The 12,333-nt window shown below is 57.6% G+C and carries 14 protein-coding genes; 1 reads left to right on the plus strand and 13 read right to left on the minus strand.

Annotation, left to right across the window (positions count from 1 at the left end):
• The 12 genes from nlpD to cysG form a co-directional block, all read right to left on the minus strand.
• Complete coding sequence (gene nlpD, locus QLG21_RS07445) at positions 1-1,125, minus strand: murein hydrolase activator NlpD (protein ID WP_137849851.1); 1,125 nt, start codon at positions 1,123-1,125, stop codon at positions 1-3.
• Positions 1,126-1,240: 115 nt separating this feature from the next.
• Positions 1,241-1,867: a protein-L-isoaspartate(D-aspartate) O-methyltransferase gene (locus tag QLG21_RS07450; RefSeq protein ID WP_006178229.1), complete on the minus strand. Its 627-nt coding sequence runs from the start codon at positions 1,865-1,867 to the stop codon at positions 1,241-1,243.
• Complete coding sequence (gene surE / locus QLG21_RS07455) at positions 1,861-2,622, minus strand: 5'/3'-nucleotidase SurE (protein WP_006178231.1); 762 nt, start codon at positions 2,620-2,622, stop codon at positions 1,861-1,863. The genes QLG21_RS07450 and surE overlap by 7 nt, the downstream gene beginning before the upstream one ends.
• Positions 2,603-3,652 (minus strand): tRNA pseudouridine(13) synthase TruD, encoded by a 1,050-nt coding sequence (gene truD / locus QLG21_RS07460; protein WP_088208637.1) that lies wholly within the window; start codon positions 3,650-3,652, stop codon positions 2,603-2,605. The genes surE and truD overlap by 20 nt, the downstream gene beginning before the upstream one ends.
• Complete coding sequence (gene ispF / locus QLG21_RS07465; RefSeq protein ID WP_282484165.1) at positions 3,649-4,128, minus strand: 2-C-methyl-D-erythritol 2,4-cyclodiphosphate synthase; 480 nt, start codon at positions 4,126-4,128, stop codon at positions 3,649-3,651. Before ispF ends, truD begins: the two co-directional genes overlap by 4 nt.
• Positions 4,128-4,838 carry a 2-C-methyl-D-erythritol 4-phosphate cytidylyltransferase gene (gene ispD / locus QLG21_RS07470; protein ID WP_282484166.1) on the minus strand — a complete coding sequence of 237 codons (711 nt, stop codon included), beginning with the start codon at positions 4,836-4,838 and terminating at the stop codon, positions 4,128-4,130. Before ispD ends, ispF begins: the two co-directional genes overlap by 1 nt.
• A 19-nt stretch (positions 4,839-4,857) precedes the next feature.
• The gene (gene ftsB, locus QLG21_RS07475) at positions 4,858-5,169 is read right to left on the minus strand and encodes a cell division protein FtsB (RefSeq protein ID WP_003862095.1); all 312 of its coding nucleotides are present in this window, start codon (positions 5,167-5,169) and stop codon (positions 4,858-4,860) included.
• A gap of 165 nt (positions 5,170-5,334) precedes the next feature.
• Entirely contained in the window at positions 5,335-5,661 is a 327-nt protein-coding gene (locus QLG21_RS07480; protein WP_006178238.1) for a DUF3561 family protein, read from the minus strand.
• A 58-nt stretch (positions 5,662-5,719) separates the two neighbouring features.
• Positions 5,720-6,325, minus strand: coding sequence for an adenylyl-sulfate kinase (gene cysC, locus QLG21_RS07485; protein ID WP_282484167.1), 606 nt, complete (start codon positions 6,323-6,325; stop codon positions 5,720-5,722).
• Positions 6,325-7,749 (minus strand): sulfate adenylyltransferase subunit CysN, encoded by a 1,425-nt coding sequence (gene cysN, locus QLG21_RS07490; RefSeq protein WP_137272761.1) that lies wholly within the window; start codon positions 7,747-7,749, stop codon positions 6,325-6,327. The genes cysC and cysN overlap by 1 nt, the downstream gene beginning before the upstream one ends.
• A gap of 9 nt (positions 7,750-7,758) precedes the next feature.
• Positions 7,759-8,667, minus strand: a complete 909-nt coding sequence (gene cysD / locus QLG21_RS07495) for a sulfate adenylyltransferase subunit CysD (protein WP_137849857.1) — start codon at positions 8,665-8,667, stop codon at positions 7,759-7,761.
• Positions 8,668-8,676: 9 nt separating this feature from the next.
• Positions 8,677-10,035 (minus strand): siroheme synthase CysG, encoded by a 1,359-nt coding sequence (gene cysG / locus QLG21_RS07500; protein WP_282484168.1) that lies wholly within the window; start codon positions 10,033-10,035, stop codon positions 8,677-8,679.
• Positions 10,036-10,273: 238 nt separating this feature from the next.
• Between cysG and QLG21_RS07505 the strand changes: the two genes are divergently transcribed.
• Positions 10,274-11,317 carry an aminopeptidase gene (locus QLG21_RS07505; RefSeq protein ID WP_282484169.1) on the plus strand — a complete coding sequence of 348 codons (1,044 nt, stop codon included), beginning with the start codon at positions 10,274-10,276 and terminating at the stop codon, positions 11,315-11,317.
• A gap of 215 nt (positions 11,318-11,532) precedes the next feature.
• Here the strand turns inward: QLG21_RS07505 and cysH are convergent, their stop codons facing one another.
• Complete coding sequence (cysH, locus tag QLG21_RS07510; protein WP_282484170.1) at positions 11,533-12,267, minus strand: phosphoadenosine phosphosulfate reductase; 735 nt, start codon at positions 12,265-12,267, stop codon at positions 11,533-11,535.
• Between the last annotated feature and the right edge of the window lie 66 nt (positions 12,268-12,333).

Here is a 12,333-nt window from a genome sequence, read left to right on the forward strand (position 1 = left end):
TTATCGCTGCGGCAAATACTGCAGCGGGTTTACGGATTTCCCCTTGTAACGAATTTCAAAATGCAAGCGTGTAGAACTGGTTCCGGTGCTACCCATGGTAGCGATTTTTTGCCCCGCCTTAACTTCTTGTTGTTCCCGGACCAGCATAGTGTCGTTATGGGCGTAGGCACTCAGATAATCATCGTTATGTTTTATGATAATAAGATTACCGTAACCGCGCAGCGCGTTACCGGCATACACAACGCGTCCGTCTGCGGTCGCGATGATAGCCTGTCCCTTACTTCCTGCGATATCGATCCCTTTGTTACCCCCTTCAGAGGTGGCAAAGTTCTCAATAATCTTGCCATCAGTCGGCCAGCGCCATGCTGAGATAGGCGAACTGGACGTCATACTGCTGGCAGTCGGTTCGGTAGAGCTAACCACAGGTGCCGTCACCGGTGCTGTGACAACCGTCGCAGTACCTTTATTATTCGGCAACATTTTGTTAGCACTCTGATCACCTGAGTCCTCAGAATACGTAATTACCGGTTGCGAAGCAACTACCGTGCTGGTTTTTTGTGCAGGTTTTACGCTGTTATTTTGCGCCGTTACGTCTGCGGCCGAAACGGTATTACCTGGCGTCAGCGGCGTGCCGGTCGCATTGCCGACCTGCAGCGTTTGGCCCACTTCCAGTCCATACGGGGCCTGGACGTTATTGCGCTGCGCCAGATCGCGGAAATCGTTCCCGGTGATCCAGGCAATATAGAACAGCGTATCGCCGCGCTTAACGGTGTAGGTGCTGCCACCGGTATAGCTTCCTTTCGGAATGTTCCCATACTTGCGGTTATACACTATGCGGCCATTTTCGGTCTGCACAGGCTGTTGTGCTGGCTGAATCTGCGTTGGCTGCGTAACAGGCGCCTGAACCGGCTGAATTTGTGGTGTTTGCTGCGCCGCCGTATTGCCCATCTTAGGCGGTGGCGTGATCAACATTCCGCTGGACGTGTTGCCCGAGCCGCTGCTGCCGCCCACGGAGGAAACAGGTGCAGGTGGATTATTTGAATTTGAACAGCCCGCCAGCCAGAGCGAAACCAGTGATAATGCCGCAACACGGCTGATGGTGAATTTAGGGCTTCCCGCGCTCATTTATCCCCCAGGAATGTAATGACTTTTAGTGACGAAAAATAACCGTGACGGCACGAACCTTTCGCGCCACACCATACGCTGTATTTGCCTTAATAAACCTGGAAATTTCCGAGTCTCAGGCCAGCTCCCCTTTCACAAGAGGCACGAAGCGCACGGCTTCCACGGTATCGATAATAAACTCGCCGCCGCGTCGACGAACGCGCTTTAAAAGCTGATGTTCGTCCCCGACGGGCAAGACAAGAATGCCGCCTTCATCCAGCTGCGACAGAAGCGCGGCGGGAATTTCAGGCGGTGCTGCCGTAACGATAATGGCGTCGAACGGGGCGCGAGCCTTCCAACCCTGCCAGCCATCACCGTGTCGTGTCGAAACATTATGTAAATCAAGTTGTTTCAGGCGACGACGCGCCTGCCACTGCAACCCTTTAATGCGCTCAACGGAGCAAACATGGTGCACAAGGTGCGCCAGAATGGCCGTTTGATATCCCGACCCGGTGCCAATCTCCAGCACGCGTGATTCTGGCGTCAACTCCAGAAGTTCCGTCATGCGGGCCACCATGTAGGGCTGTGAAATCGTCTGGCCTTGTCCGATAGGCAACGCCACGTTTTCCCAGGCTTTATGTTCAAACGCCTCGTCGACAAACTTCTCACGGGGAACCTGAGCAAGCGCCTCAAGCACATGCTCGTCCGCGATCCCCTGAGCGCGTAATTGTTCCAGAAGAGTTTGTACACGTTTGCTTACCATTGCGCGTTCACTCCGACCCGATCCAGCCAGTCCGATACCACATCATGCGCGCTGTAAGCGGTTAAATCTACGTGCAAAGGGGTAACGGAAACATACCCTTCATCAACGGCCGCGAAGTCGGTATCGGGTCCCGCGTCGCACTTGTCGCCAGGCGGTCCAATCCAGTACAGCGTGTTCCCGCGCGGATCTTCCTGCGGGATAACCTTATCGGCCGGATGACGGCTGCCGCAGCGCGTCACGCGGATGCCTTTGATCTCGTCGAGCGGCAAATCAGGGACATTGATGTTGAGGATGCGCCCGGTGCGCAGCGGTTCGCGGCCAAGTGCGCGAAGAATGGAGCAGGTCACCGCCGCCGCCGTGTCGTAATGGGTATAGCCATTCAGCGACACCGCCAGCGCCGGGAACCCCAGGTGACGCCCTTCCATTGCTGCCGCCACAGTACCGGAGTAGATAACGTCATCACCGAGATTTGGCCCGGCATTGATACCCGATACCACGATATCCGGACGCGGGCGCATCAGCGCGTTCACCCCCAGAAAGACGCAGTCGGTCGGCGTGCCCATCTGCACGGCAATGTCGCCGTTATCAAAGGTAAACGTCCGAAGCGACGATTCCAGCGTTAAAGAGTTAGACGCGCCACTGCGGTTACGATCGGGAGCCACGACCTGCACATCCGCAAATTCGCGGAGGTGCTTCGCCAGCGTCTGAATACCTGGCGCATGGATCCCGTCATCGTTACTCAGCAATATTCGCATAATCACCCGACGTGTTGATAAGTTCCCTGACAACACTGGTGGCAAAACTGCCTGCCGGCAGCCAGAAGCGCAACTCAACGGTTACGTCATCCCACCAGTTCCAGCTCAGCTGTTGCGGATAGAGCAGCATCGCACGGCGTGCTGCCTCGACCTTTTCCCGCACCAGCAAGGATTGTAATTCCGGCGCATCCGCGACGGCAGCCTGTTCTGCGGCCAGCGCGCTCTCCTGCGTTCCCCAGTCGCCCTTGCCGGGCAAGGCTGCGGTAATCATCAGCGTTTTGGCGTCCACGCGCGCCTGGACATCGGCCAGCTCTTCAGCCGTTGCCACAAACCAGCTCCCGCGCCCCGCTAATTGTAGCGCATCGCCGACAACAACTTGATTCGCGTCCGGTTTTTTCAACCGCTCGCTCACCATCTGATTAAACAACGCACTGCGGGCCGCAGACAACCAAAAACTGCGTTTATTCCTGTCGCGTACCGGCGCATCGCTTTGCGCCCAGCGCAGTGCGCCCTGCAGGTTGCTGCCGCCAATACCAAAGCGCTGCGCGCCAAAGTAGTTCGGCACGCCCTGCTCGCGGATGGCGTTCAGCCGTTTTTCCACGTCATCGCGGTTTGTGACTTCGCGTAAAATCACCGTGAACGCATTGCCTTTCAGCGCGCCCAGCCGCAGCTTGCGCTTGTGGCGGGCGTACTCCAGCACTTTACAGCCTTCAAGCTCAAATTGGCTTAAATCGGGCATGGCATTGCCCGGCACGCGGGCGCAGATCCACTGTTCAGTAACGGCATGTTTGTCTTTCTGCCCGGCGAAGCTCACTTCACGGGCGTGAATTTTCAGGAATTTTGCCAGCGCATCGGCGACGAAACGGGTGTTGCAGCCGTTTTTCAGGATGCGAACCAGAATATGCTCACCCTCGCCGTCCGGCTCAAAACCGAGGTCTTCCACCACCACAAAATCTTCCGGACTGGCTTTCAGCAGGCCGTGACCCTCGGGTTTTCCGTGCAGCCAGGTCAGGTTATCGAAGTCGGTCATTTTGCCGCCTTCACCAGCAGCGCCACCGCTTCACAGGCAATGCCTTCGCCGCGACCGGTAAAGCCGAGCTTCTCGGTGGTGGTCGCTTTGACGTTGACATCATCCATGTGGCAGCCGAGATCTTCGGCGATAAACACGCGCATCTGTGGAATATGCGGCAGCATTTTAGGGGCCTGGGCGATAATGGTCACGTCAACGTTGCCGAGGGTATACCCCCTGGCCTGGATGCGACGCCAGGCTTCGCGCAGCAGCTCGCGGCTGTCCGCCCCTTTAAATGCCGGATCGGTGTCCGGGAACAGTTTGCCGATATCGCCAAGCGCAGCGGCACCGAGCAGTGCGTCCGTCAGGGCATGGAGCGCGGCGTCGCCATCAGAGTGCGCCAGCAGACCTTTTTCATAAGGAATGCGTACGCCGCCAATGATAATTGGGCCTTCTCCGCCAAAGGCGTGTACATCAAAACCGTGTCCAATTCGCATTATGCCTTCTCCTGAGGGGTCGAACGGGTAAGATAAAATTCCGCGAGCCGTAAATCTTCCGGGCGCGTGACTTTGATATTATCAGCGCGGCCTTCGATAAGCTCAGGGTGGAAACCGCAATACTCCAGCGCAGAGGCTTCGTCCGTAATGGTCGCACCTTCTTTGAGCGCCCGCGTCAGGCAGTCATGGAGTAATTCACGGGGGAAAAACTGCGGCGTTAACGCGTGCCATAAATCGACGCGTTCAACGGTATGGGCGATAGCCTGCTTGCCCGGTTCGGCGCGCTTCATGGTATCGCGCACCGGGGCGGCCAGAATGCCACCGACCCGGCTGGTTTCGCTAAGTGCCAGCAGGCGCGCCAGGTCGTCCGGGTGCAGACACGGGCGCGCGGCGTCATGCACCAGCACCCACTGCGCGTTTCTGGCGGCCTGAATGCCAGCCAGCACGGAATTGGCGCGTTCGGCACCGCCATCAACAACCGTAATCTGCGGATGATTTGCCAGCGGCAGCTGTGCAAAACGCACATCGCCCGGGCTGATTGCGATAACGACGTGGGTCACACGCGGGTGCGCCAGCAGCGCCGCCACGGCGTGCTCAAGGATCGTTTTATCGCCAATTGAGAGATACTGCTTGGGACATTCTGTCTGCATGCGCCGGCCAAAACCCGCGGCCGGCACCACGGCGCATACGTCCGAAAAAGTTACTGCCATGTCGTAATCCTGGGCCTGATTATCGATTGTTTTGTGCTGAGCCCTGATTGCGTTTAGACGCATCCGGAACCAGACGATAAAAGGTTTCGCCCGGCTTAGTCATACTGAGTTCATTGCGTGCGCGTTCCTCAATCGCCTCCTGACCGCCATTGAGGTCGTCAATTTCAGCAAAGAGTTGATCGTTTCGCGCCTTAAGTTTGGCGTTTGTTGCCTGCTGTGCCGCGACGTCATCGCTCACCCGGCTGTAGTCGTGCAGTCCGTTTTTACCGAACCACAGCGAATATTGCAGCCAGACCAGCAAAGCCAGCAACAGCAGCGTTAGTTTACCCATCCTGCCCCCTGAAAAACGGCATCCTCATCCCAAAACGCCCCTGGACTCTACGCCGGGGTCACAGAGATGCCGCAATATCGCGGGCAAATGTACCACATTTTTTTTGCAGAATCGCCCTGCACAATATCGTCATACTGTTGGTTACGGTTTGAATTATGGCTGAAGTTAGCCCATGAGCCACAAAAATAACAGGCCAAACATCAGGACCACCGTCACAATCGTGACAACGGTGCTGTACAGCAGTTTGCCATTGAGCAGGGAGTGCAGCGCAATGCCGACCACCACCGCGACAGGCATCAGCGCCAGGAAGAAAGGCCAGGTGTAGAGGAAGAAGAACAGCGTGTTACCGCCGTAGATGAGAAACGGAATTCCCAGCGCCAGTAGCCACGAGACGAAGCCGACGAAAGCCCCAGGAAAGGACCAGGTCGTCTCGTCGTCGGTGGTTAACGGCTCCGACCCGGTGGTGATAATGTAGTTTTCACTGTTACGCATAGCTAATCCTGTGACCGTGACTCATCGTTCGGGAAATCGGCTCCCGAACGATACCGCCTCAGGATCTGATAATATCGTCCCGCCTGAGCAGGTCTAATAATTGGCTTACTAAATTTGTTACCAATTGTTGACCATCCAGATGAATCTCTGGGGAATCAGGCGCTTCGTAAACCGCGTCAATGCCGGTGAAATTTCGCAGTTCGCCCGCCCGCGCTTTCTTGTACAGCCCTTTCGGATCGCGCGATTCGCAAATCTCCAGCGGGGTATCGACGAACACTTCGATAAAGCGATGGTGCCCGACGCGCTCGCGTACCATCTGGCGCTCGGCGCGGTGCGGTGAGATAAACGCGGTGAGCACCACCAGCCCGGCATCTGCCATCAGGCTGGCAACTTCCCCCACACGGCGGATATTCTCCTTGCGGTCTTCATCACTGAACCTTAAATCACTGCACAGGCCGTGGCGCACGTTGTCACCATCCAGCAGGTAAGTGCTTACCCCCTGCTGATGTAACGCCTCCTCCAGCGCGCCCGCGACCGTCGATTTTCCCGAGCCGGACAGCCCGGTAAACCACAGCACAACCCCACGGTGGCCGTGGAGTTGTTCGCGCTGGGCAACGGTGACCGGATGAGGATGCCAGACGACGTTCTCATCGTGAGCGGCCATTACTTGCCTCCCAGCAAATCGCGCGCGCCCCAGTGCGGGAAGTGCTTACGCACCAGCGCGTTTAGCTCCAGCTCAAAGGCGCTGAATTCAGCGCTCACCGCAGCCTGCGCGTTTGGCTCTCGCACCATTCCGGCACCCACGGTGACGTTCGTCAGCCTGTCGATCACGATCAGCCCGCCCGTGACCGGGTTCTGCTGATAAGGATCCAGCACCAGCGGCTCGTCGAACGTAAAGTCCACCAGACCGATACCGTTCAGCGGCAGTTCATTGACATCGCGCTGGGTCAGGTTGTTGATATCAACCTGATACTGAATACCGTCCACCCGGGCGCGGGTTTTCTTGCCCGCGATTTTGATGTCGTAGCTTTGCCCCGCGGTCAGCGGCTGCTCGGCCATCCACACTACGTCGACAGACGCACCCTGCACCGCCGCCAGCGTTTCACTGACGTCGACCAACAGATCGCCACGGCTGATATCAATTTCGTCTTTCAGCACCAGCGTCACCGCTTCGCCAGCTCCCGCTTCCGGCAGGTCTCCATCGAAGGTGACGATGCGGGCAACCGTGGATTCCACGCCGGACGGCAGCACTTTTACGCGCTGGCCAACCTGCACGGTGCCGGAGGCAACCGTGCCCGAGAAGCCGCGGAAATCGAGGTTAGGCCGGTTAACGTACTGCACCGGGAAGCGCATCGGCTGTGTCTCCACCACGCGCTGAATTTGCACGGTTTCAAGCATCTCCAGCAGCGTCGGGCCGGTGTACCACGGCATGCTGGCGCTCTGAGAGGCAACGTTATCCCCTTCGAGCGCGGAAAGCGGCACGAAACGAATATCGAGATTGCCCGGCAGCTGTTCGGCAAAGGTCAGATACTCTTCACGGATCCGGTTGAAGGTCTCTTCGCTGTAGTCCACCAGGTCCATTTTGTTGACCGCCACCACCAGATGTTTGATCCCCAGTAGCGTAGAGATGAAGCTGTGTCGACGGGTCTGATCCAGCACGCCTTTACGGGCATCCATCAGCAGGATCGCCAGGTCGCAGGTGGACGCACCGGTCGCCATGTTGCGGGTGTACTGCTCGTGTCCCGGCGTGTCGGCAATAATAAATTTACGCTTCTCGGTAGAGAAATAGCGGTAGGCCACGTCGATGGTGATGCCCTGCTCGCGCTCTGCCTGCAGGCCGTCCACCAGCAGCGCCAGGTCGAGCTTTTCGCCCTGAGTCCCGTGACGTTTGCTGTCGTTATGCAGCGACGAGAGCTGATCTTCATAAATCTGGCGCGTGTCGTGCAGCAGGCGGCCGATCAGGGTACTTTTCCCGTCATCGACGCTGCCGCAGGTCAGAAAGCGCAACAGGCTTTTATGCTGCTGAGCATGCAGGTAGGCTTCAACCCCGCCTTCATCGGCAATTTGTTGTGCAATCGTGGTGTTCATGGCGGCTCCTTAGAAATAACCCTGACGTTTCTTCAGCTCCATGGAGCCTGCCTGGTCGCGGTCAATCACGCGGCCCTGTCGTTCACTGGTGGTCGAGACCAGCATCTCTTCGATGATCTCCGGCAGCGTTTGCGCACTGGATTCCACCGCGCCGGTCAACGGCCAGCAGCCGAGCGTCCGGAAGCGCACCATCCGTTTTTTGATCACCTCGCCCGGCTGCAGGTCGATGCGATCGTCATCGATCATCATCAGCATGCCGTCACGCTCCAGCACCGGACGTTCGGCGGCCAGGTACAGCGGAACGATGTCGATATTTTCCAGGAAGATATACTGCCAGATATCCAGCTCGGTCCAGTTGGAGAGCGGGAAGACGCGGATGCTTTCACCTTTGTTAATCTGGCCGTTGTAGTTGTGCCACAGCTCCGGGCGCTGGTTTTTCGGGTCCCAGCGGTGGAAACGGTCGCGGAAGGAGTAGATACGCTCTTTGGCGCGGGATTTTTCTTCATCACGGCGCGCGCCGCCAAAGGCCGCGTCAAAGCCGTATTTATTCAGCGCCTGCTTTAACCCTTCGGTTTTCATGATGTCAGTGTGTTTTGCGCTGCCGTGCACGAACGGGTTAATGCCCATCGCCACCCCTTCCGGGTTTTTATGCACCAGCAGCTCGCAGCCATAGGCTTTGGCGGTACGGTCGCGGAACTCATACATCTCACGGAATTTCCAGCCGGTATCAACGTGCAGCAGCGGGAACGGCAGCGTGCCCGGATAAAACGCTTTACGCGCCAGATGCAGCATTACGCTGGAGTCTTTGCCGATGGAGTACATCATCACCGGATTAGAGAACTCGGCCGCCACTTCGCGGATAATATGGATACTTTCCGCTTCGAGCTGCCGCAGGTGAGTAAGTCGTTTTTGGTCCATAACCGTTCCTTAAGCCAGAGTCACCACAGAAGAACGGAGGTTCTCTGCGTCTGTTGTATGTTGAAACCAGGCGAGCGTGTCGTGCAGCTGCACCACTTCCCCCACCACGATCAGGGCGGGCATGGGCGCGTCTTTCGCGAGGCGTGCAAGGTCGTGTAATGTGCCGGTCGCGACGTGCTGATCGACGCGCGTGCCGCGTGAAATCACGGCAACGGGCGTCGTGGCGTCGCGACCGTGCTGAATAAGCTGTTCGCTGATGTCGGCCGCTTTCATGGTGCCCATGTAGATCGCCAGCGTCTGACGGCTCTGGGCCAGATGCGACCAGTCAAACGGCGTGCTGTCGGCCTTGTAATGGCCGGTGACAAAAGTCACGCTCTGGGCATAATCGCGATGCGTCAGCGGAATGCCGGCGTAGGCCGTGACAGCGGAAGCCGCCGTAATGCCGGGCACCACCTGGAACGGTACGCCCGCGTCGGCCGCCGCCTGCAGCTCCTCGCCGCCGCGCCCGAAGATAAAGGGATCGCCGCCCTTCAGGCGCACCACGGTTTTGCCCGCTTTTGCCGCCGCAACCAGCATTGCATTGGTCTCATGCTGCGCCACCGAGTGCTCACCGGCGCGTTTGCCCACGCAGATTTGCTCTGCGTCGCGGCGGATCAGTTCGCGCACGCCGTCGGTGACCAGATGATCGTAAAAGACGACATCCGCCTGCTGGATCACCTGCAGGCCGCGCAGGGTCAACAGCCCCGCATCGCCCGGCCCGGCACCCACCAGAATAATTTCCCCCTGCGCCTGCTCGGGCTGCGTCAGCGAGGCTTCCAGCACCTCCCCCGCCTCACGTTCATTGCCCGCGGCCATCAGGCTGGCGAAGCGTCCCCGGAAGGCACGATCCCAGAATCGACGGCGTCCGTCGGTGGTTTTCACCTGCGTTTTGAGCCGCTCGCGGAAGTTCCCTGCCACCTCCGCCATCCGTCCGAGGCTTGCGGGAAGCAGCGCTTCAAGCTTTTCACGCAGCAGGCGCGCCAGCACGGGCGCATTCCCACCCGAGGAGATAGCAATCAGCAGCGGGGAACGATCGACAATCGAGGGAAAGATAAATGAGCAGAGCGGCTGGTCATCCACCACGTTGACCAGACGGTGGCGCGCATTGGCGGCGTCGAAGACCCGGCGATTAACCGCGCGATCGTCGGTGGCGGCAATCACCAGCACCACGTTATCGAGCAATGAGTCGTGAAAATCCTCGCCTTCGATCACCTGTATGCGCGCGCCAGCCCGCCGCAAAAAGGCAATTTTGCGTTCGGCGATCTCGCCCGAGCCAACAACCAGCACCGGACGATCTTTAATGGCAGCAAATAAAGGCAGGTAATCCACAACGCGACAGCTCAACTAAAAATGAGGAATAGAGGGACTATAGGGGGCGGTTTAGAACGAATGAAATTACGAATTGGAATGAGTAGTTACTCAATGGAATAACGCCTCAGAAAAGCAAATATCAAAAAGTGCTTAACTCGCGAAAATTCGGGCATTTAAGCGCAATTCAAATTGTGTATACCGGATCACAGTTTCATACTACGCGAGTTAAAATTTTGCTCTGTTTTAAGGACTCACTATGTTTTCCGCAACGCGCCACCGTATTGCTGCTCTGGCGTTCGGCGTTTGCTTTATTTTTGCGGCTCAGGCCAAAAATCCACCGCTGGGCGAAATCGCGAACCAGCAGGCGCGGCATATTGCGACGGTCTTTCCTGGCCGCATGACCGGCACGCCAGCAGAGATGCTCTCCGCCGACTATATTCGCCAGCAGTTTGCCGATATGGGCTATCAGAGCGATATCCGCTCGTTTCACAGCCGCTATATCTATACCTCGCGCAATAAAATGAAAAACTGGCACAACGTGACCGGCAGTACCGTCATTGCCGCGCATGAGGGAAAATCAGCCGAGCAGATTATCATCATGGCGCATCTCGATACCTTTGCGCCGATGAGTGACGCCGACACCGATAATAATCTCGGCGGGCTGACGTTACAGGGAATTGACGATAACGCGGCGGGCCTCGGCGTCATGCTTGAGCTGGCCGAACGGCTGAAAAATATCCCGACGGAATACGGCATTCGTTTTATTGCGACCAGCGGTGAAGAGGAAGGAAAACTCGGCGCTGAGAATCTCCTAAAGCGCATGAGCAATGACGAGAAGAAAAATACGCTGCTGGTGATTAACCTCGATAATTTGATCGTTGGCGATAAGCTTTATTTCAATAGCGGACAGAGCACCCCGAGCACCGTGCGTAAATTAACGCGCGACAGAGCACTGGCTATTGCACGCAGTCACGGGGTCTATGCCTCTACGAACCCTGGCGGTAACCCGGATTACCCTAAAGGCACCGGCTGCTGCAACGACGGTGAAGTGTTTGATAAAGCGGGAATCCCGGTGCTGTACGTCGAGGCCACCAACTGGGGGCTGGGTCAAAAAGATGGCTATCAGCAGCGCGCCAAATCCAAATCCTTCCCCGACGGAACAAGCTGGCATGACATCAGGCTGGATAACCAGCAGCACATTGACAGTGCCCTGCCGAAGCGGATTGAGCACCGCAGCCGCGACGTCGTGAAGGTGATGCTGCCGCTGGTGAAGGAGCTGGCGAAAGCAGGGAAAGCCTGAGGTTTTTTAGTATCGTGCGGCCAGATGCCCTCACCCCAACCCTCTCCCACAGGGAGAGGGAGCAAACCCCCATCACCCGTAGGCCCGGTAAGCGCAGCACCACAGGGAGAGGGAGAAAACCCCATCGCCCGTAGGCCCGGTAAGCGCAGCGCCACCGGGCAAAGGTTTAAGCACGGTCTGATGCCCTCACCCATAGGGAGAGGGCTGAAAGATGATCACCCTTCGTGCAACCCGCATTCGCGCTTCAGCCCGAAGAAGCGCGTCTCTTCTTCGGCCATGCCCGGCTCCCATTTACGCGTGGTGTGGGTATCCCCTACCGACAGATAGCCTTCATCCCACAGCGGATGGTATTTCAACCCGTGTTTTTGCAGATACTGATATACCGTCCGGTTATCCCAGTCGATGATTGGCAGCACCTTAAACACGCCGCGCTGCACCGCCAGTACTGGCAGCGAGGCCCTGCTACCGGACTGCTCGCGACGCAAACCGGCAAACCAGGTTTGCGCATTCAGCTCTTTTAATGCCCGGTTCATCGGCTCGACCTTGTTAAGCTCATTGTATTTCTCAATGCCCTCAATGCCCTGCTCCCACAGCTTGCCGTAGCGTGCCTCCTGCCAGGCCGCGCTTTCCGTCGCGCGGTAGACCTTCAGGTTCAGCTTGAGCTTGTCCGTCAGTTCGTCAATAAACCGGTAGGTTTCCGGGAACAGGTAGCCGGTATCGGTGAGGATCACCGGAATGTCCGGGCGGATCTGGTTCACCAGATGCAGGCTGACCGCCGCCTGAATCCCGAAGCTCGACGAGAGCACATAGTCACCCGGCAGGTTTTCCAGCGCCCACGCCACGCGCCCTTCGGCGTCCAGCGTTTCGAGATGCGCGTTGGTTTCTGCGAGAGCCAGAATACGTTCGACTTTTGGCAATGCGTTAAGCGCGTTTAGATCGAGTACGGACATAAAGACCTCGTTAGCCTGTTTTGCCGGGCGGCACGGCGTATGCCCGGCCTACAACACCTGTTAAAC

Origin of the sequence: Enterobacter sp. V87_3 (genome assembly GCF_029967835.1) — a bacterium.
Lineage (GTDB): Bacteria > Pseudomonadota > Gammaproteobacteria > Enterobacterales > Enterobacteriaceae > Enterobacter > Enterobacter cancerogenus.